The following is a 20,351-nucleotide window of genomic DNA, read 5'->3' on the forward strand; positions in this document are numbered from 1 at the left end:
TAATGAAAATTTATGCGGGGAAGAACACCCTCCTATTCCCCCTTTCTGTTGTTTTGCTGAAATATTCCAGTTCTTCAGTGAATCTTCGGGAAATTTTCATAATTACAGTGATAAAGCGATGCATAGATAGTCAATAATTATGCTTTCTCGCTATTGTGTTAGCAGTTATTAAGACGATCTCTCTATTGAATTGGTTAATAAATTGTAAATACAATGCAGAAGTAGAACAAAATACCAACAGTTTGAAAATAGACTCAAGCTGAAGCATTGGTACCGATATGGAGTATTGAGACGATGGGAAATAAAGTCGAACGTAGCTTGTTCAATGACGTGATGGTGCCGTGTTACAGCCCTCTCGAAATGATCCCGGTAAAAGGACAAGGATCACGAGTATGGGATCAGGATGACAACGAATACATAGACTTCGCTGGTGGCATTGCCGTTAGCTGCCTTGGTCATTGTCATCCGGCAATGGTAAATGCCATTACCGAGCAGGCAAGTAAGATTTGGCACCTTAGTAATGTGATGACCAATGAGCCAGCACTTCGTCTGGCAAAAAAACTGACAGAGCTTTCTTTTGCCGATAAAGTATTCTTTGCCAACTCTGGTGCAGAAGCGAATGAAGCAGCTCTGAAACTTGCACGTCGCGTAGCAGCCGACAAATATGGCACAGATAAGTCAGAAATCATTGCCTTTAAACAGGGCTTCCACGGTCGTATATCTCTTTACAGTAACCGTAGGTGGACAAGCGGCGTATTCCGACGGATTTGGTCCTAAACCAGGTGATGTGACGCACCTGGACTACAATGATATCGAAGCATTCAAAGCACATATCTCAGATAAAACCTGTGCTGTGATGATGGAGCCTCTCCAGGGCGAAGGTGGCATTGTTTCACCAACACCTGAGTTTGCTAAAGCTGTCCGCGAACTGTGTGACCAGCACAATGCGCTACTTATTTTTGATGAAGTGCAAACAGGTAATGGCCGTACAGGTACTTTCTATGCTTATGAAGGTCTTGGGGTAACGCCGGATATCCTAAGTACAGCAAAATCTCTGGGTGGTGGTATTCCTATCGGGGCAATGCTGACAACGGATGAATTTGCTCCACACCTAAAAGTGGGTACTCACGGTTCTACTTATGGTGGTAACCCGCTTGCATGTGCAGTGGCTGAAGCGGTCGTTGATATAGTAAGCCAACCTGAAACTCTGGCTGGCGTTGCAGAAAGAGAAGCGCTGTTTCGAGATGGATTGACTAAAATTAACGATAAGTACGGCATCTTCAGCGAAATTCGCGGAAAAGGGTTATTGATTGGTGCTGCCCTGAACGAAGAGTGGCAAGGAAGAGCGCGTGAAGTGTTAGTTGCAGCAGAAAAGCAGGGGCTGATGGTTCTGGTTGCTGGCGCTAATGTGGTTCGATTTACTCCATCGCTGGTAATTCCTAAGCAAGATATTGAGGAAGGCTTAGCGCGTCTCGATAAAGCAATCGCAAGTATTGTTTAAATAAAAACTGGTAGTCACTTCTCCACCTCCGTGGGGAAGTGACAAGCTCAGCAGAACTGGAACTGCAGAGCAATTGTCAAATTAGCATCTGGAGGGAGTTGTGATGCTGGTTGTTAGACCTATAAAAAAAACAGATTACGAAGCACTGAGAGTTTGTGCGGAAGAATCTGGACATGGATTTACTTCGCTTCCGGTTAACGAAGAACTGTTAACCAATCGTATTAATCACTCTGTAGCAAGCTTTGAAAAGCGGGATGTCACTGAACCTGGTGATGAAGGCTATCTGATGGTTGGCTTTGACTCTGAAACCGGGGAAGTTGCTGGCACAACAGCGATCGAAGCATCAATAGGCTGGGATGTGCCTTTCTACACCTACCACATCAGTAAGATTGTTCATTCTTCTCCTAAACTGGGGGTGAACAATGTCGTTAAATTGCTGACTTTTGGTAACAACTACACTGGCTGCAGTGAAGTTTGTACTCTGTTCTTAAGGCCCACTTTCCGTGGCGGCTTTAACGGTAAGCTTATGTCTAAGTGCCGCTTTCTGATGATGGCAGAGCACCCTGAACGTTTCTCTAAAGTGGTATTTGCTGAGATGCGTGGTGTATCTGATGAGAATGGAGAGTCTCCATTCTGGCAGTGGCTGCAAGAACATTTCTTCTCGATAGATTTCACATTGGCTGACTACCTGACAGGCATTGGTAAAAAAGGCTTTATCGCTGATCTTATGCCCAAGTTGCCAATTTATATCAATCTTCTTAGCAAAGAAGCTCAAGCGGTAATAGGCAAAGTGCATGAAAACACGGTTCCTGCACTGAAGCTTTTAGAAAAAGAGGGCTTCGTTTGTCGGGACTACGTTGATATTTTCGATGCAGGACCAACGGTTGAGTGTGATCTGCAAAATATTCACTCGGTACGTGATTCGTTTCGTGCAAAAGCTCAGGTCAGTGAGCACTCAAGTTCTCAGGACTATTTGATCATCAATACTTCTTTTGACAATTTCCGGGCGGTTGCGGCTAAAGCAGCATATGACAATGAGTCTGGCAGCGTTATTTTGAATGAAGAAACAGCTGGCGCACTTGAAATAAAAAGCGGCGACAACGTTCGTATGCTGGCGATTTAAGGTGAGGGTATAAGTATGACTCAGTGGATTTCAGGTCAATGGGTTGCAGGGCAGGGTGAAGTAATGACGTCATCAAGCCCGTATAACGATGAAGTTATCTGGACAGGGGATAGTGCTACGCCTGCACAGGTTGAGCAAGCCGTTAAAGCCGCAAGAAAAGCTTATCTAGAGTGGAAAAAGCTTAGCTATGAAGAGCGGGAAAAAGTGGTTCTGGCGTTTGCTGATGAGGTAAAGGCAAACAGCGAAGGTATCGCTGAAATCATCGCAAAAGAAACAGGTAAGCCATTCTGGGAAACCAAAACCGAAGCCGGAGCTGTTGCGGGCAAAATTGCGATTTCCATTCGTGCTTACCACGAAAGAACGGGCGAAACGCAACGTGAAGCTGCAGGTAACCAGATCGTATTGCGCCACAGACCTCTTGGAGTGATGGCGATATTTGGTCCTTATAACTTCCCGGCGCACCTGCCAAACGGTCATATGGTTCCTGCTTTGTTAGCAGGTAACACAGTGGTTTATAAACCATCGGAACAAACTCCGGCTACCGCTGAGTTTATTATGAAGTTATGGCAGAAAGCCGGACTTCCTGAAGGTGTAATTAATCTGGTTCAGGGAGCCAAAGAGACTGGTATCGCTCTGGCTGAATCTAAAGGCATCGACGGGCTATTGTTTACTGGTAGTGCGAACACAGGACATATCCTTCATCGCCAGTTTGCTGGTCAGCCGGATAAGATGCTGGCTCTGGAGATGGGCGGTAACAACCCTATGGTTATCTCTGAAAACTATGGTGAAGTGGACGCTACGGTTTATACCATTCTGCAATCTGCATTTATCAGTGCAGGGCAGCGTTGTACCTGTGCAAGAAGACTGTATGTGCCGGAAGGTGAGAAGGGAGATGTTCTGATTGAGAGGCTTGTGCAGGCAACTCAGAACATAGTGGTTGATGAGCCATTTGCTGATCCTCAACCATTTATGGGGCCACAAATTTCAGCTCAGGCTGCTGAGATTATTCTCAATGCTCAGGCTCAGTTGCTCACAATGGGGGCAGAGTCTTTGGTAGAGGCTAAACATACAAAGGCGGCTTTTGTTACTCCGGGATTGATTGATGTAACTAAGGTAGAAGAGCTTCCGGATGAAGAGTACTTCGGTCCACTACTTCAGATTATTCGCTATACAGGCCTGGAGAATGCTGTCGAGATGGCTAACGATACTCGCTTTGGTTTATCAGCGGGCCTGGTTTCCACTGATGATGGTGAGTGGGATTACTTTGTTGAACATATCCGTGCTGGCATCGTAAACCGGAACCGTCAGCTTACGGGGGCAAGTGGTGATGCGCCATTTGGTGGTCCGGGTGCATCTGGCAACTTACGCCCGAGTGCTTACTATGCTGCTGATTACTGTGCTTACCCGATGGCTTCAATGGAAGGTAGCGAAACTTTATTGCCTGAGACGTTAAGCCCGGGAGTTAAGTTGTAGTTGTTACTCGTTCCCACGGTCCCGTGGGAATGCATATCTGACAAGAAGAGCTGTATTAATATCGATGTTATTTGGTGTTATTGACTCAGATCTGCATATCCAATGATTTGATGTTTCCGGCTCCGGTATGCGTTACTACGCAGGAGCGTAGTAACGAGGGCGATAAGCCTACCAATTTTCAAGGAGGAACCATGTCACCTGATTTACTATTCCAGTCACTATGGCAGGACTACATTGCTCGCTTATGTCCGTCAGCAGAGAAAGTTCATAGCTTACTTGAAGAGGACGAAGCTCTAATCAACGATCATATTGCATTGCGAACCTTCGGAGTTGAGCTATTAGGTATCGATGTGCTGTCTAAGCCATTTATCGAATTGGGCTATAAAGAGTGCGGCGATTATATCTTTGAAAGTAAGAAGTTAACCGCCAAACACTTTGAGCATCCTGACCCTAAACAGCCAAAAGTCTTTATTAGTCAACTAGAGGTTGGGCTATGCTCACCTGAACTAGGTGCCATAGTTAACCGCTTAGTCGGGCAGGTAGATGCTGAAAAACTAACCAGTAGTGACTTTCTTTCCCATGGCCGACTTTGGGAAACAAGTCACGAAGAGTATGAGTTGCTGGCTAAAGAGAGTGAGTATGCTGCATGGTTGTCTGCTCATGGGTACGGCGCTAACCACTTTACGGTCAGTGTTAACCAGCTGAAGGCATTTGATGAAGTTAAGGCAGTAAATGACCACTTACGAGAGTCAGGCTTCAGAATTAACGAGTCAGGTGGCGAAGTAAAAGGCTCACCTGACGTGTTGCTGGAACAATCATCAACCATGGCAGATAAGGTTCCGGTTCAGTTTAGTGATGGTGAATATGTTATTTCTGGTGGATTCTATGAGTTCGCCAAGCGCTACCCGACGGCTGACGGCACGCTATATCCGGGATTCGTGGCCGCCTCTGCTGACAAGATATTTGAAAGTACCGATAGCTAGGTTACGGGAGCAGGGGACTTACCTACTCCAGATTAAGGTCTAGCGGTGTTTTGCTAGGCCTACCGCCAATCTCTCTGGTTAGCTTAGGCACAAGGTAGCCAGAGGTCTCTTCCATCACGCCTCGCATAATGTTTTTGGCTTCCTCATCACTAACATAGAAGTGAGCTGCGCCTTGTACCTTATCCAACACATGAAGGTAGTATGGCTGAATGCCTGCATCGAATAGACTTTCATTCAGTTCAACCTGAGTATCAACAGAGTTATTGGCTCCCTTAAGAAGCACGCCCTGATTCAGCAGAGTGGCACCAGCAAATTTTAGTTTAGCAAACGCAGCTTTTAGTGAGTCATCAATCTCATTTGGATGGTTGATATGAGAGACAAAAACAACCTGCAAGCGAGTTGAACGAATTAGGTGGCATAGCTCGTCAGTTATACGGGAAGGTATCACCACAGGTAAACGAGAATGGATTCTGAGTCTCTTGATATGAGAGATTTCCCCTAGTTGTTCAAATAACCACTGCAACTCGTGATCCTTGGCCATTAGCGGATCACCACCTGAAAGAATCACTTCATTCAGTTCTTTATGTTCTGCAATATAGTCAATGCTTTGCTGCCAAACAGCTTTAGAGCCTTTGTTTTCACTATAAGGAAAGTGTCTGCGAAAGCAGTACCGACAATTGATGGCACATCCACCTTTAAGGATTAGCAGAGCCCGGTTTTTATATTTATGCAGTAATCCAGGTTGTTCATTATCCTGTTCTTCAAGAGGATCGGAGGAATAACCCGGGTGGATTTCAAGCTCCTCAGTGACAGGAAGAACCTGTTTCAGAAGAGGATCATTGATATCTTTGTGCTTCATTCGGGCAACAAAAGAGCGAGGAACTCGTTGTGCAAACTGCTTTTTTGCTTCGAAGCAGGTTTCACCTTCGCTGTTTTTCGGCCAGTCAGATTCAGGAATGTGAAGCAATTTAAGCAAAGTAACAGGATCTGAGATCCCATTCGCTAGTTCATTGATCCAGTTTTGCTCAACAGAAACTGATTTTCGGGTTATGATATGCGACATTAAATTTTGACTCGAAAAATACGATAAGAGGAAATAATGGCTACAGTTAGCACTAATGAATTCAAAGGCGGCCTTAAACTAATGCTTGATAACGAGCCTTGCGTAATTCTTGAAAACGAATACGTAAAGCCGGGTAAAGGTCAGGCGTTCAACCGCGTTAAAATTCGTAAACTACTTTCTGGTAAAGTGCTAGAGAAAACATTCAAGTCTGGCGAAACGTGTGAAGTTGCTGACGTAATGGATATCGATCTAGATTATCTATACACAGACGGCGAATTCTACCACTTTATGAACGCAGAAACATTCGAACAAATTGCTGCGGATGCAAAAGCGGTTGGTGACAATGCTAAGTGGTTGGTAGAAAACAATACTTGTATGATCACTCTTTGGAACGGTAACCCAATCACGGTTACTCCACCGAATTTCGTTGAGCTTGAAGTAACTGAAACTGACCCAGGCCTTAAAGGTGATACTCAGGGTACGGGTGGCAAGCCAGCAACTCTGACTACTGGCGCTGTTGTTCGTGTACCTCTGTTTATCCAGATAGGCGAAGTAATCAAAGTAGATACTCGTTCAGCTGAATACGTAGGTCGTGTGAAGTAATTTATATGGTTCCAGGTTACGGGACGGACATAGTCCTACAGAACTGATAATTAAAAGGGGTTGATGCAAATGCATCAGCCCCTTTTATTCAGTGTGGGATAAGCTCTTGCAGAGCTTAGATCATATAGATAAACACAACCGCCAGCACAGTAATAAAGCCAGCCACAAAGTAACAAGCGATTTTACCTGCGGTACCCACATGCAGTTTCAGGTCGTGCATACCGTGATGTAGACGGTGCATCGCATGCCACATTGGCAGTGCCAGTGTGCCGATGATAAACAGGGCACCGATAAAGCTGGTGGCAAAGTCAGCCACACGCTCATAGCTCAGTGCTTCCGCATCAATGATGCCTAGTGGCGCAAGAATACCCAGTACCAATACGGTGATTGGGGTAATCATCGCAAACCAGGTGCCGCCAGCACCGAACAGTCCCCACCATACCGGCTCGTCTGAACGTTTTGGATTTTTATCAACCACAATAGACTCCTTACACGATGATGAGAACAATCAGGGAAATCGCCGCCACAGCGCCCCATTGAGACAAGACAATCAGTTTCTTATCCAGCAGTTTGCCCTTGATGCGGATTGGCATCACCTGAGGCATCATGCTGAAGAAGGTCTGAGCGTGGAACAAGCTGCCCAGTAACGCCAGAATGTTGATGATAATCACCAGCGGGTTACCCATGAAAGACAACCATGCTTCCCAGGACTCTGGTCCCTTCACTAAACTGCCCAGACCCCAGGTCAGAAACAGGGTGAAGAAAATCAACGGCAGTACCGTTGCTTCACGCAACATGTACATACGGTAGAACTTGCTCTTCTGCCACCAGGTGGCCTTCATTTCACGAACATAAGGTTTACGGTTACTCATGTCTTACGCCTCCTGTGGTTTCATCATCGCAATGACAAAGTCTTTTGAAGACTCGACCTTGCCCTGGTTCACCGCTGCTGCCGGGTCTACGTTCTTCGGACACACCTCAGAGCAGAAGCCCACAAAGGTACAGCCCCATACGCCGTTTTCACCGTTCAGTAGCTTCATACGCTCGTCTTTACCGTTGTCACGGCTATCAAGGTTGTAGCGGTGCGCAAGGGTAATGGCTGCAGGGCCTAAGAATTCCGGGTTCAGGCCAAACTGAGGGCAGGCTGCGTAACACAGACCACAGTTGATACAGGCAGAGAACTGCTTGTATTTGGCTAGTTGCTCAGGGGTCTGGTTGTTCGGCCCATCTTCTGGTGTACGGTCGTTACCTAAGATGTATGGCTTCAGCGCTTCTAAGCGTTCAATGAACGGCGTCATGTCCACAATCAGGTCTTTCTCAATCGGGAAGTTCGCCAGAGGCTCGATGAGCATGCCATCCGGGTAGTCACGCAAGAAGGTCTTACACGCCAGCTTCGGATAGTTGTTCACCATCATGCCGCAAGAGCCACAAATCGCCATACGGCAAGACCAGCGGAACGACAGGTTTTTATCCAGGTTGTCTTTGATGTAACCCAGTGCATCCAAAAGAGACATGGTCTCATCAAACGGCACTTCAAAGGTTTGTACGTACGGCTCTGCATCTTTCTCAGGGTCATAACGCAGAATGTCGATTTTTTGTACTCGGTTCGCCATTATTTCTGCTCCTCTGGTTCGCCAGCCGCTGCCGCTTCCGCCGCTTCTTTTGCTGCTGCCTCTTCCGCCGCTGCGCCATACAGACGTGCTTTGGGCTGAGACTTAGTGATGATGACATCGCTGTAATCAATCGATGGCGCCGCATCTTCATTGAAGTGCGCCAGTGAGTGCTTCAGGAAGTCCTTATCGTCACGTTCAGTACAACCCTCATCTAAACGCTGGTGCGCCCCACGGGATTCACGACGAAGGATAGCCGAGTGCGCCATCGCTTCCGCCACTTCCAGGCCATAGCCCACTTCAATGGCGTACAGAAGGTCTGTGTTAAACACCTTACCTTTGTCTTTAATGCCGATGTTCTTATAACGCTGCTTCAGCTCAGCCAGTTTGTTGATGGTCTCTTCCAGCAGGTCTTCACGGCGGTAGATACCACAACCTGACTCCATGGTTTTACCCATTTCAGTGCGAATCTCTGCCCAGTTCTCATCGCCTTGCTGATTCAGCAGAGCATTGATGCGCTCTTCTACCGCTTGCACTTGCTTCTCAATCGATGCGTCGTTCCAGCCTTTGAACTCTTCGGCACGTTTCACCGCGTTCTCACCCGCTACGCGGCCAAACACCACAAACTCTGCCAGAGAGTTAGAGCCCAGGCGGTTAGCACCGTGCAGACCAGAGGATGCACATTCACCCACCGCAAACAGACCTTTAATCTTGGTCTCACAGTTCGGGTCACACTCAATGCCGCCCATGGTGTAGTGCACCGTTGGACGAATTGGAATCGGCTCTTTGGCAGGGTCTACGTTCACGTACGCTTTTGCCAGCTCACAGATGAACGGCAGACGCTCTTGCAGGTACTCTTCACCTAAGTGTGTCAGGTCAAGATGCACCACATCACCAAGAGGATGCTCAATGGTGTTGCCTTTTTGCTGCTCATGCCAGAATGCCTGAGACACTTTGTCACGAGGGCCCAGTTCCATGTATTTGTTCTTAGGCTCGCCAACCGGGGTCTCCGGTCCCATGCCATAATCCTGGAGGTAACGGTAGCCGTTCTTGTTAACGATGATACCGCCTTCACCACGACAGCCTTCGGTCATCAGGATACCTGTGCCCGGCAGACCGGTTGGGTGATACTGAACGAACTCCATATCACGCAGTGGCACGCCATGACGATACGCCATCGCCATACCATCACCGGTTACGATACCGCCGTTGGTGTTGGTGTTGTACACACGACCTGCGCCGCCCGTTGCCAATACTACCGACTTAGCTTTAATCGTCACCAGCTCGCCTTCGGACATATGAATCGCCACCAGACCCTGCACTTCGTCGTCTTCAACCAGAAGGTCGACCACGAAGTATTCGTCAAAGCGTTTAATGGAATCGTACTTGATAGACGTCTGGAACAGGGTATGCAGCATGTGGAAGCCGGTCTTATCGGCCGCAAACCAGGTGCGTTCGACCTTCATACCACCAAAACGGCGCACGTTGACGTCACCATTTTCTTTACGGCTCCATGGGCAACCCCATTGCTCCATCTGAATCATTTCGCGGGTGGCGTTTTCCACGAAATATTCTACGACATTCTGCTCACACAGCCAGTCGCCACCGCCAACGGTATCGTTGAAGTGGTTATCTAAGCTGTCTTCATCTTTGATGACCGCTGCCGACCCACCTTCTGCGGCCACGGTGTGTGAACGCATTGGGTAGACTTTAGAAATCAGAGCAACTTCTAAGTCAGGGTTGGCTTCAGCCGCTGCGATTGCAGTACGAAGACCAGCGCCGCCAGCGCCGATGACTGCGATATCTGTGGTTATAGTTTTCACAGTTATCCTCCAGTGTTTTTAAACTGACAAGGGATGACACCAAGGTGTGCATCCCATAGTTAGTGTTTAAAGTTTTATAATTAATGTTTCACCTAAGACCAGTTTACGGCAGCAAAGTCATGAAAACATTGATGTCATTGGATTTTCTGTCATAGAAATGTGGTTTTTATGCTTTAAAAGTGAATTTGTGATTAGTATCACCACATCGTAAAATTAGATAAGAAATATAGAATTTAACTAATTGCTTATATGAATAAACTGACATCAAACTGGCGGCCAAGCGCTACTATTTTACAGTTAAAAAAACGCGCTGAATTAGTCGCAAAAATAAGGGATTTCTTCTGCCGAAGAGATGTTCTGGAGGTGGATACTCCATTGATGAGTCATGCCACTGTCACCGATGTGCATTTACATACTTTCAAAACAGATTTTGTTGGACCTGGCTATGCGGAAGGCCGAAAGTTATATCTGATGACTAGCCCCGAATTTCATATGAAGAGACTACTTGCCGCTGGTAGTGGCTCTATTTACCAGATCTGCAAATCCTTTAGAAATGAAGAGAATGGTAGGCATCACAATCCAGAATTCACCATGCTGGAGTGGTATCGCGTCGGCTTTAACCATCATGATTTGATGGATGAAATGGATGAGCTTTTGCAATTGATTTTAGGTTGCGGGAAAGCGGTGAGAACAACATATCAGCAAGCATTTTTGAGTGTTCTGGAAGTATGCCCACTGGAAGCCTCAATGGAGGAGCTGAAGGAGTCGGCATATGAGCTTGGCTTAAGAGATATTGCTGAAAAAGAGGATAACCGTGATACCTTGCTGCAGTTACTATTCAGTGTTGGTGTTGAGCCACATATAGGTCAGCAGGCACCCGCTTTTGTCTTTGACTTTCCAGCGTCACAGGCGGCTTTGGCTAAGATCAATCAGACCGATCTGAGAGTGGCTGACCGTTTTGAGGTTTATTACAAAGGGATAGAGTTAGCTAACGGTTTCCATGAGCTTGATGATTCAGCAGAGCAGCTCGCCCGTTTTGTTGAAGACAATCAGCAAAGGCATAAGATGGGATTGGAAATGCAACCTATAGACTACAACCTGATAGACGCTTTAAAAGAGGGGTTGCCAGCTTGCGCAGGTGTTGCCCTTGGGATCGACAGGTTGATTATGCTGGCTTTAGGTTGTGAGCATATTGATGAGGTTACGGCTTTTTCTTTCCCAAGAGCTTAGGGGAGTCTAGGTCAATCCGTTAGGAAACCAGAATACCTGTCCCAGCAACTGCGATTACCGCACCAAACCAGGCAAAGCGATTTGGCCTTTGTCTGGTTATCAACCATAGGATTGGTAGTACCATGATTGGTGTTGTTGAAGATAGCAGAGCAACCATACCAACATTACCTTCTCTTAAGGCATACAGAATCAAGGTCATACCAACAGCCATCGCCAGAAAACCGTTGATAAAAGTTATTCCGAATACTCTTCGTGTCATCGGTTTGATTGGCTTAGCCAGTTTTGTCCCCGTCATTCTAAACAGGCTATGGGCAATAAAGGCTGCGATCATACGGATTGCTGAAGCGGCAATAGGATCGACAGAAGTCTGCATCACTGGTTTTGCGATGATTCCTCCGAGTGCCTGGCAAAGTGCTGCGAGTAATCCAAGAGCAATTCCAACCCAGACATTTCCTTTTACTTCTTCCCAGTCGTGTTGGCCTTCTTTTCTTTTTCCGAAAAAGATAGCAGTTAAAACCCCGGAAAATACCAGCGTCGATCCCAGTAGTTCAATACCACTCATGGTTTCACTAAATAGGAAGTAACCGAGAACGGTAGAAAATACAGCGTGGCAGGAAAACAGTAGTCCGGCTTGTCTTGGACCCATCCGGTTCATACAGGCGAAAAGGGCGGTATCACCAATAAAAATACCTATCAGACCGGAAGCAACCATAGGTGTGATATGAGAAACATGTACAGTGAACCAACCACCACTGATAAGTGCCATGGTCGAGAGAATAACGGCGGTACAGCCCATTCTCCATCGACTATAGGAGAAAGAACCTAAGTGTCTGGCCGGGGTTACAGAGATGATGCTGGAAATCGCCCATAAAAAGGCAGCGGCGAGGGCAAGCCACTCAAATGACATAAGAAATCGTTACTGTTTACAAAGGAATGGAATAACTATGCACCAATTATTAGGGGAGAGCTACAAAAGAACGCCTCCATATCGATAGGGATATGGAGGCGTTCTAACCAAACAGTGTCGGCTTACTAAGTAATAATTAGCGCTGCAGCGTAAACAATCAGCAGACCGATAACACCAATGATAATACCTGTCTTCGCCATATCTTTACTTTCAATAAGGCCAGTAGAGTAAGCCAGCGAGTTAGGTGGCGTAGAAACCGGAAGAATCATGCCCAGAGAAGCGGAGAATGCGACCACAACCATCAAGCCTTGCAGGCCACCGATTGCTGAAAGGCTTTGCATTGATGCGCCGATGGCAGCTGCAATTGGCATTAGCAAGTTTGCTGTTGCGGTATTCGACATAAAGTTTGCCATTACCCAGCAGACAAGAGACATGGTGATTACAACAGCAACCGGAGATAGTGATTCATAGTCGATTGCGTGTGCCAATGCAGACGCTAACCCAGTTTTATCCAGGCCAATACCAATCGCGATACCACCGGCAACCAGCCACAGTACATCCCAGTTGATCAACTTAAGTTCATCTTTGCCCATTATGCCTGTAAGCGTAAATACAGCCAGAGGAATGATAGACACGACATAAGTGTTCATACCGTGAACTTTGGTTGTCATCCACAATAAGATAGTGGCGGCAAAGGTGATGTAAACAACGATAGCTCTCCAGCTCTTTTTAAACTTACCATCGAGTTTAAGAACCATACTTTCTTGTGCTGATGGGAATAACTTTTGCAGTAGGAACCATGCGATAGTCAGCTGCACAATCACAAAAGGCAGACCCATCATCATCCAGGTCAGGAAGTCGATGCTGTTTTCTCCAGTTAGATACTGAAGTGCGATGGCGTTTGGTGGCGTACCAATTGGCGTTGCAATACCACCGGTATTTGCTGCAATTGGAATGCAAAGCACTAAAGCCTTAATACCAAGGTCGCCCTTAGGAGCAGAAGCGACAATAGGGCCAAGCAAAGCAAGCATCATTACTGTTGTTGCGGTGTTCGACATAAACATCGAGAACACCGCAGTAATAAGCATCAAGCCAAGCATGATGAACTTGGGCTTAGTACCAAATGGCTTTAGGAGTACTCTGGCAAGGTTGTTGTCCAGTTCATATTTAGAAGCTGCAATAGCGAGCGCAAAACCACCCATAAATAGAATGATGATCGGAGAAGAGAATGCACTGAAAATATCTGTGTAATTCATCATCTCGCCAAAATCATGACCTTCCGGAGGACTCCTGAACAAGTGCAGGCCCTTATTCGAAATCATGATGAGCTCAAGGGAGATGATAAGTATGGAAGTAGCGAATACCGGAACAGGCTCCAACACCCATAACAATGCAGCAAGCAAAAAGATAGCTAACAATCTATGCTGAACTACTGTGAGATCATCTATTGGTATTAGATCAATGGGAAGGAAAAGGACTATGGTGGGGATAGCAAAACAGATCAGCAGCCTGATCAGTATCCCTATATCGATTTTTTTCTTCTTCATTTTCAACTCGACCTTGTCTCCGAATATGACTCGGATTTAAATTTAAAATAATGACTGTGAGTTAGCTTAAAGTAGTTAAAATCTGGTTACTTAGATCCGTATTTAATTTTCGCAATCGAAAACTAAATTTGTTGAAATGGTTTGTTTTTGGTCAATTTTTACCAAATGAAAGGCGATAAAAAGCCGACGAAGCGCCGGCTTTCAAGAAAATTAAATACAGTTTATTCAGTGCCTTCTGAACTTTGTTCTTTAGAAAAATGCGCATACGGTGTTCCAAGTACCGTTTTTTCACCATTGCTCATGCTTTCATCAAACTTAATTTGGTCTTTTGCGAACAAATTGATTACGGTCGAACCCAGCTTGAAGCGCCCCATCTCTTCGCCTTTTTTCAGTTTAACCGCTTTGCTACCTTCTGCCGGATAATCCCAGCGATAGACAGTATTTCCGCGAGGAGGGGTAATAGTGCCAGACCAAATTACTTCGATGCTGCCAACAATTGTTGCGCCTACCAGAATGTGAGCCACTGGGCCAAATTCTGTGTCGAAGATGCACACAACGCGTTCGTTTTTGGCAAATAGCCCTGGTACATTTTCTGCGGTTAACGGGTTTACAGAATATAGTTCGCCCGGAATATAGATCATCTGACGAAGTGTACCGTCACATGGCATATGAACGCGGTGGTAGTCGCTAGGAGAAAGGTAAAGTGTAGCAAAATCACCGTCTTCAAACTCTTTATACAGCTCGGCATCTCCACCAAGCAGTTCCTGAGCTGAAAAATCGTGGTTTTTTGCCTGAATGATTCGGCCGTCTTTGATTGGGCCAAACTGACTTGTACGAGCGTCAGCCGGATGAACGATAGTTTGTTCATCTTCATTGATTGGCCTTGCTCCTTCTTTCAGTTCACGAACGAAAAAGTCATTAAAAGTTTTGAAATAGGCAGGATCTGAGTGAAGTGCTTCGCTCATGTTAATTTTATACTGCTTGATAAATAGTTTGATTATTGCAGTTGTGAAGCCGCCAAGGCGAGCTGAAGCCAGTAAGCCTACCAGTCTGGTGATGGCATGTTTTGGAGCCCACAGTTGGAACCAAATTTTTATCTTATCTGTAAGTGTCATATCTGCTTATTACCAAAATATCATTACTTTATGCGGCGCGAATGTTACTCAATCTGCTTGAGTTTGTATACTCACGCTATGAAGCATCTGTTGTAGTATCACAAATCCGCTTTTTTGCTTCTGGAATACTGCCTGTTGGCTTTGTTTTCACTCATGCTTTCGATAATACGGTGATAATTTTCAAAGCGGGTTTTATCTATTTGACCTTTCTCTACCTCTTCACGAAGAGCGCAGCCTGGGTCATCAAGGTGCTTACAGTCTCGGAACTTACACCCGCCAAGGTGTGGACGGAACTCAACAAAGGCTTCAGTTACTTCATCTGGCTCAAGGTGCCATAGACCAAACTCTCGTACTCCAGGAGAGTCGATTAAGTCGCCCCCTCTAGGGAAGTGATATAGGCGGGCAGCTGTGGTGGTATGTTGTCCAAGACCTGAGTTCTCAGATACTAAACCTTCTTCAGCGTTTACTTCGGGAAGCAGGGCGTTTACCAAACTGGATTTACCAACACCAGATTGACCTACGAAGATGTTTATTCGATCTTTCAGTTCCGCTTCGAGTTGCTCGATACCTTCCCCGGTCTCTTTACTTACAAACAGAACTTTATAACCAATCGACTCATAAACCTTAAGTTGGTTCTGATATTTTTCTGAGTCTTCGTTAGAAATAAGGTCTATCTTATTGAGCACGATTAACGGAGCGATATGTAGTGTTTCGGATGCAACCAGATATCTGTCGATGATGTTCAGAGATAGTTCAGGCAATACAGAAGAAACGATCACCATCTGATCAACATTTGCAGCAACAGGTTTAAGGCCATCGTAATAATCGGGGCGAGTAAGAACAGAAGTTCTTGGTTCTACAGCCTCCACTACACCAGAAATACCAGCCATAGACTCTAATCCCGGCCGCCAGATTACTCTGTCACCAGAAACCAGGCTTTCGATGCCTCTGCGCAAGTTACAGCGATGAATCTCTCCGCTTTCACTGTCTTCGATATCGGCATGCTGACCAAAGCGAGTGATAACAAGGCCACCCTTGGTGGAGCCTAGCATGTTCTCATCCCACTGAATGGTGTCTTCTTGCTTTAGTCTTTTCTTCTGGTTGCTGCGTACGCGTCGCACCTGACCTTTTGTGAGCTTCTTCTTTTTCGCCACGTTATTCCTATTTGCCTGTAAGCACTTTGCTATGGTTGTTTATTGCTAGGAGGGGTATCATAACTCTTTTAAGAGCAAAATAGGCAATTCATCTATGTCATTCAGCGATCAAAACTTAATTTGGGTCGATCTTGAGATGACGGGGTTAGATCCCGAAACACACAAGATCATTGAAATAGCGACCATAGTTACCGATAGCGAACTAAATATTTTAGCGGAAGGCCCGGTACTAGCTATTCATCAGCCTAAGGAAGAGCTGGATAAAATGGATGAGTGGTGCACCACAACTCACACTGGGAGTGGTTTAGTTAAGCGTGTTCAGGAAAGTTCAGTTGATGAACAAGAAGCTATTCGCCAGACAGTTGCCTTCCTTGAGAAGTGGGTTCCTAAAGGTAAATCTCCAATTTGTGGAAATAGCATAGGCCAGGATAGGCGTTTCCTTTACAAGCATATGCCCGAGTTGGAAGAGTATTTCCACTATCGCTATTTGGACGTTAGCACTCTGAAAGAGTTGACTCGTCGTTGGAAGCCAGAAGTACTAAATGGCTTCTCAAAAACAGGAAGTCATCTTGCATTGGATGATATTCGTGAATCTATTGCAGAGTTAAAGTACTACCGAGAAACCATCTTTACTATCTAATTTATGGATAGAACCAGCCTCTTAAATATTAATATTAAGGGGTTAATTGCGTTGTTTGGCGTTTTTTTCATCAAACTGTAAAAAAAATCAATTTTTTCGATAGAAAGACTTGCATCACAAAAAATGCTCTTATAATTCGCAGCCCTAAACGACGAAAGACGTTTAAAGCGACACTAGCTCAGTTGGTAGAGCGCAACCTTGCCAAGGTTGAGGTCACGAGTTCGAACCTCGTGTGTCGCTCCAAATTACAGTTCTCATCGTACTTAACGGTGACACAATACGGACGCGGGGTGGAGCAGCTTGGTAGCTCGTCGGGCTCATAACCCGAAGGTCGTCGGTTCAAATCCGGCCCCCGCAACCAATTTCTCATTAAGAGAACATGCGACACTAGCTCAGTTGGTAGAGCGCAACCTTGCCAAGGTTGAGGTCACGAGTTCGAACCTCGTGTGTCGCTCCAAATAAAAAGCCTTCATCGTGCTTAACGATGACACAATACGGACGCGGGGTGGAGCAGCCTGGTAGCTCGTCGGGCTCATAACCCGAAGGTCGTCGGTTCAAATCCGGCCCCCGCAACCAATTTCTCTCAAGAGAATATGCGACACTAGCTCAGTTGGTAGAGCGCAACCTTGCCAAGGTTGAGGTCACGAGTTCGAACCTCGTGTGTCGCTCCAAATAAAAAGCCTTCATCGTGCTTAACGGTGACACAATACGGACGCGGGGTGGAGCAGCTTGGTAGCTCGTCGGGCTCATAACCCGAAGGTCGTCGGTTCAAATCCGGCCCCCGCAACCAAATTTACGGTATTATGACTCGCTAGCTCGTCGGGCTCAGCCATTCATAAAACCCAGCGAAGGTCATCGGTTTAAATCCGGCCTCGCAACCAAATGCGACACTAGCTCAGTTGGTAGAGCGCAACCTTGCCAAGGTTGAGGTCACGAGTTCGAACCTCGTGTGTCGCTCCAAATTTATAGTTGTCATCGTACTCAACGGTGGAAAATGCGACACTAGCTCAGTTTATCGAGCGCAACCTTGCCAAGGTTGAGGTCACGCCTTTCTGTTTATGAATAGGGAACCTCGTGTGTCGCTCCAAATTTTAGGAATATTGTGGTATCGAAACACGAGGAACCTCGTGTACCTAACCGGCCACGACGTTCCAAATTTCTTCTTCTACTGTCATTTATGACGATAGATTTGACCATTGAAGGTCACCGCTCTTTTTCATGCTGTGAAGCATAATCCCCCAAAGCTTGAGCTGAATATGATTACTCAGTAAAGGCTCATATACATCGTTATTAGCATCTTCTGCTGCTAATTTTTCCACCGCTCCATCTTATGTAGAGTGGTAGCTATCTGCTATTTAAAATTTTTATTCAACAGACTTATCCACATTATCCATTCTGTGGATAACTTGGTGTATACTTTTTTATTATGCTGATCTGGTGAGCTATTTATATAAGATCCTGCTTTATAGTTAAGAATGACATTAGAACACAAATGCCATGTAAGTTGTTGATTTTATGTTTTTATTGGATTTGTATCCCCATAACCCAAAAGCAAAAAAAGGATCAATAACTCCTTGTTTTTTGATCTTTATCATTTCTTTGTGGTGTGTTTAACTTTTTGGGAAGTGTTAGAAATTTGACAGGAATTTTTTTTGTCCACATCACATATTTGGGAGCTATATCAAACAACGTGCGGTTAATTGATGAGTATATACATCCGGTCTAAGCATCTCGGGGTAAGCCCTTTTGGATTATTCTAATAAGGCGTTCTGTCTTATTGTTGCGCGCAGGTATTTGCTCCAACTGTTGAGATATAGCCCATTCAATATGTTCATCCAGCACTTCACTAAGTCTTTTTCTAGAGTTTAAAGCCTCAATATAGTCTTGTGAGTATGGTGCATTGCCAATGGCAATTGAGATATTTCTTAGCCATTGAATGTAGCCGACTCGGCGGATAGCGGAACCTTCCATTTCTTTTAAGAACTTGTTTTCATCCCATTCCCACAGCTCGAGAAGGCTTGCACTTTTTAGTGCATCTCTTCGATGGAAGTCAGTTCGATCTGTAATATTTGAATGTCTGTTCCATGGGCATACCAGCTGACAATCATCACAGCCATATATTCTGTTACCCATTAGCTTTCTATATTCCTCTGGAATTACGCCGTCGTATTCGATGGTGAGATAGGAAATGCATTTTCTGGAATCAACCACTCCCTCTTCAACGATTGCACCTGTTGGGCACGAAGTGATACAAGCAGTACATTTTCCGCATTCGTCTTCGGATGAGGTATCTACTGGTAATGGAAGGTCTACTAGCAACTCGCCTAGAAAAAACCATGATCCAGCATTTTGGTTGATAAGGAGTGAGTGTTTACCGACCCAGCCAAGCCCGGCTTTTTCTGCAAGAGGGCGTTCTAATATTGGAGCTGAATCAACGAATGGCCTTGCTCCGAGGGTACTAACTTCAGCTTCGATTTTCTGTGCGAGCTTCTTCAGCTGGTTTCTCACCAGTTTGTGGTAATCACGGCCTAGTGCGTATCGGCTGATATAGGCCTGATTTCTTTCCTGTAAGTTGGAAGCAAAGCCAGCTTCAGGCGGCAGGTAATCCATTCTGGCGCTGATGACTCTTAATGTGCCGGGAAGTAACTCTTCCGGTCGGGCTCGCATCATTCCATGTCGGGACATCCACTCCATTTCTCCGTGGTATCCGTTATCTAGCCAACGTTGCAATGATTTTTCGTGCTTAGAAAGGTCGATATCACAGATACCAACTTGTTGGAAACCGAGCTCGTTTCCCCAGACTTTAATATCTTTTGCAAGTTGATCGTAGTTCATAATATCAGCCATTCTAAAATTGGAGCGCGATTGTAAACCTTCCTTATCGTCAGGAAAAGCTGCACTAATCATTAGAGTATAAAGGTTATAAACTAAAATTTATCGCATTCTGACAACTGTTTGTTTTTATTTGATTTAATGCCGAATACATTCTGGTGTATTAAAATTCAATTACCCTGAAGTCTTGTATCTCAAAACAGACACAGTTTACTATGCGACCTTTGCAGATTTTTATATAGTCGAAAAAGTAATGGCTGAAATGAATACAAAACTATTTTCTCTTGAAAACGAAGCTTCTACAGTTGCACTTGGTACGTCTTTAGCTGGTATCTGTTCGCAGCAAACGACTATTTATCTGCACGGTGATCTGGGAGCAGGTAAAACAACGTTTAGTCGTGGTTTTGTTAAGGCTTTAGGGCATTCAGGCAATGTAAAAAGTCCGACCTATACCCTGGTAGAACCATATCAGCTAGCTGATTGGCAGGTATATCATTTTGACTTATATCGCCTGGCTGACCCCGAAGAGCTCGAGTATATGGGCATTCGTGATTACTTTACACCAGATGCAATTTGCCTGGTGGAATGGCCAGAGAAAGGCGAAGGTTTATTACCTGCTGCTGATCTTGATATTGAAATTCGCTATGTGGGCGAGCAGAGAGAAGCTTGTCTGGTTGCTAATAGCGAGTATGGAAAGAATTTGCTTAGTCGTTTGGAGTTAAGTTGAGTTATAAGCGAGTCAGAGCT

The 20,351-nt window shown here is 45.5% G+C and carries 18 protein-coding genes, 7 tRNA genes and 1 pseudogene; 15 read left to right on the forward strand and 11 right to left on the reverse strand.

All coding sequences use genetic code 11. From position 1 onward, the window contains the following. Window positions 1–294 precede the first annotated feature (294 nt). The 4 genes and pseudogenes from P7F88_RS00620 to P7F88_RS00635 all read left to right on the forward strand — a co-directional run bounded on the left by P7F88_RS00620 (window position 295) and on the right by P7F88_RS00635 (window position 5,080). Window positions 295–1,501: pseudogene (locus tag P7F88_RS00620) on the forward strand (aspartate aminotransferase family protein). Window positions 1,502–1,604: 103 nt separating this feature from the next. After that, complete coding sequence (gene astA, locus P7F88_RS00625; RefSeq protein WP_277821434.1) at window positions 1,605–2,624, forward strand: arginine N-succinyltransferase; 1,020 nt, start codon at window positions 1,605–1,607, stop codon at window positions 2,622–2,624. Between the two features lie 15 nt (window positions 2,625–2,639). Then, window positions 2,640–4,097, forward strand: a complete 1,458-nt coding sequence (astD, locus tag P7F88_RS00630; protein WP_277821435.1) for a succinylglutamate-semialdehyde dehydrogenase — start codon at window positions 2,640–2,642, stop codon at window positions 4,095–4,097. Window positions 4,098–4,288: 191 nt separating this feature from the next. Continuing rightward, window positions 4,289–5,080, forward strand: coding sequence for a DUF1338 domain-containing protein (locus P7F88_RS00635; protein WP_277821436.1), 792 nt, complete (start codon window positions 4,289–4,291; stop codon window positions 5,078–5,080). A gap of 22 nt (window positions 5,081–5,102) precedes the next feature. On the opposite strand, the gene epmB is transcribed toward P7F88_RS00635, so the two are convergent. Continuing rightward, window positions 5,103–6,143: an EF-P beta-lysylation protein EpmB gene (gene epmB, locus P7F88_RS00640; RefSeq protein WP_277821437.1), complete on the reverse strand. Its 1,041-nt coding sequence runs from the start codon at window positions 6,141–6,143 to the stop codon at window positions 5,103–5,105. 36 nt (window positions 6,144–6,179) lie between these two features. Between epmB and efp the strand changes: the two genes are divergently transcribed. Beyond that, window positions 6,180–6,746, forward strand: a complete 567-nt coding sequence (gene efp, locus P7F88_RS00645) for an elongation factor P (RefSeq protein ID WP_277821438.1) — start codon at window positions 6,180–6,182, stop codon at window positions 6,744–6,746. A 115-nt stretch (window positions 6,747–6,861) separates the two neighbouring features. On the opposite strand, the gene frdD is transcribed toward efp, so the two are convergent. From frdD to frdA, 4 genes are read right to left on the reverse strand one after another with little or no spacing between them, the layout of a single operon-like run. Then, entirely contained in the window at window positions 6,862–7,224 is a 363-nt protein-coding gene (gene frdD, locus P7F88_RS00650; RefSeq protein ID WP_338405514.1) for a fumarate reductase subunit FrdD, read from the reverse strand. A gap of 10 nt (window positions 7,225–7,234) precedes the next feature. Then, on the reverse strand, window positions 7,235–7,618 hold the full coding sequence (frdC, locus tag P7F88_RS00655) for a fumarate reductase subunit FrdC (protein WP_277821440.1): 384 nt from the start codon (window positions 7,616–7,618) through the stop codon (window positions 7,235–7,237). Between the two features lie 3 nt (window positions 7,619–7,621). Next, a complete protein-coding gene (locus P7F88_RS00660; RefSeq protein ID WP_277821494.1) occupies window positions 7,622–8,362 on the reverse strand; it encodes a succinate dehydrogenase/fumarate reductase iron-sulfur subunit in 741 nt (246 codons plus the stop codon). Next, window positions 8,359–10,179: a fumarate reductase (quinol) flavoprotein subunit gene (frdA, locus tag P7F88_RS00665; protein WP_277821441.1), complete on the reverse strand. Its 1,821-nt coding sequence runs from the start codon at window positions 10,177–10,179 to the stop codon at window positions 8,359–8,361. Before frdA ends, P7F88_RS00660 begins: the two co-directional genes overlap by 4 nt. Window positions 10,180–10,428: 249 nt before the next feature. On the opposite strand from frdA, the gene epmA reads away from it, so the two are divergent. Further along, window positions 10,429–11,409 carry an elongation factor P--(R)-beta-lysine ligase gene (gene epmA, locus P7F88_RS00670; RefSeq protein ID WP_422127227.1) on the forward strand — a complete coding sequence of 327 codons (981 nt, stop codon included), beginning with the start codon at window positions 10,429–10,431 and terminating at the stop codon, window positions 11,407–11,409. A gap of 19 nt (window positions 11,410–11,428) precedes the next feature. Here epmA and P7F88_RS00675 read toward each other — a convergent pair whose 3' ends face one another. From P7F88_RS00675 to rsgA, 4 genes are all read right to left on the reverse strand, one after another. Beyond that, window positions 11,429–12,316: a DMT family transporter gene (locus P7F88_RS00675; RefSeq protein ID WP_277821442.1), complete on the reverse strand. Its 888-nt coding sequence runs from the start codon at window positions 12,314–12,316 to the stop codon at window positions 11,429–11,431. A 125-nt stretch (window positions 12,317–12,441) separates the two neighbouring features. After that, window positions 12,442–13,863, reverse strand: a complete 1,422-nt coding sequence (locus P7F88_RS00680) for an SLC13 family permease (protein WP_277821443.1) — start codon at window positions 13,861–13,863, stop codon at window positions 12,442–12,444. Window positions 13,864–14,084: 221 nt separating this feature from the next. Beyond that, on the reverse strand, window positions 14,085–14,978 hold the full coding sequence (gene asd, locus P7F88_RS00685) for an archaetidylserine decarboxylase (protein WP_277821444.1): 894 nt from the start codon (window positions 14,976–14,978) through the stop codon (window positions 14,085–14,087). Window positions 14,979–15,076: 98 nt separating this feature from the next. Next, the gene (gene rsgA, locus P7F88_RS00690; RefSeq protein ID WP_277821445.1) at window positions 15,077–16,132 is read right to left on the reverse strand and encodes a small ribosomal subunit biogenesis GTPase RsgA; all 1,056 of its coding nucleotides are present in this window, start codon (window positions 16,130–16,132) and stop codon (window positions 15,077–15,079) included. A 94-nt stretch (window positions 16,133–16,226) separates the two neighbouring features. Here rsgA and orn point away from each other — a divergent pair, with 94 nt between their 5' ends. The 8 genes from orn to P7F88_RS00730 all read left to right on the forward strand — a co-directional run bounded on the left by orn (window position 16,227) and on the right by P7F88_RS00730 (window position 17,732). Beyond that, window positions 16,227–16,772, forward strand: coding sequence for an oligoribonuclease (gene orn, locus P7F88_RS00695; protein ID WP_277821446.1), 546 nt, complete (start codon window positions 16,227–16,229; stop codon window positions 16,770–16,772). Window positions 16,773–16,939: 167 nt separating this feature from the next. After that, window positions 16,940–17,015 (forward strand) — tRNA-Gly (locus P7F88_RS00700). Between the two features lie 41 nt (window positions 17,016–17,056). Further along, a tRNA-Met gene (locus P7F88_RS00705) sits at window positions 17,057–17,133 on the forward strand. Between the two features lie 20 nt (window positions 17,134–17,153). Further along, a tRNA-Gly gene (locus P7F88_RS00710) sits at window positions 17,154–17,229 on the forward strand. A 42-nt stretch (window positions 17,230–17,271) separates the two neighbouring features. After that, window positions 17,272–17,348 (forward strand) — tRNA-Met (locus P7F88_RS00715). Between the two features lie 19 nt (window positions 17,349–17,367). Further along, a tRNA-Gly gene (locus P7F88_RS00720) sits at window positions 17,368–17,443 on the forward strand. 42 nt (window positions 17,444–17,485) lie between these two features. Next, window positions 17,486–17,562 (forward strand) — tRNA-Met (locus tag P7F88_RS00725). Between the two features lie 94 nt (window positions 17,563–17,656). After that, window positions 17,657–17,732: transfer RNA gene (locus P7F88_RS00730), tRNA-Gly, on the forward strand. A gap of 215 nt (window positions 17,733–17,947) precedes the next feature. Here P7F88_RS00730 and P7F88_RS00735 read toward each other — a convergent pair. Together P7F88_RS00735 and queG are read right to left on the reverse strand one after the other, a co-directional pair. Further along, on the reverse strand, window positions 17,948–18,091 hold the full coding sequence (locus P7F88_RS00735; protein ID WP_277821447.1) for a hypothetical protein: 144 nt from the start codon (window positions 18,089–18,091) through the stop codon (window positions 17,948–17,950). Between the two features lie 403 nt (window positions 18,092–18,494). Continuing rightward, window positions 18,495–19,607: a tRNA epoxyqueuosine(34) reductase QueG gene (gene queG / locus P7F88_RS00740; protein ID WP_277821448.1), complete on the reverse strand. Its 1,113-nt coding sequence runs from the start codon at window positions 19,605–19,607 to the stop codon at window positions 18,495–18,497. A 259-nt stretch (window positions 19,608–19,866) separates the two neighbouring features. Between queG and tsaE the strand changes: the two genes are divergently transcribed. Beyond that, window positions 19,867–20,331: a tRNA (adenosine(37)-N6)-threonylcarbamoyltransferase complex ATPase subunit type 1 TsaE gene (gene tsaE / locus P7F88_RS00745; RefSeq protein WP_277821449.1), complete on the forward strand. Its 465-nt coding sequence runs from the start codon at window positions 19,867–19,869 to the stop codon at window positions 20,329–20,331. The last annotated feature ends 20 nt before the right edge of the window (window positions 20,332–20,351 follow it).

The organism is Vibrio hannami (assembly GCF_029589055.1).
Classification (GTDB): Bacteria; Pseudomonadota; Gammaproteobacteria; order Enterobacterales; family Vibrionaceae; genus Vibrio; species Vibrio hannami.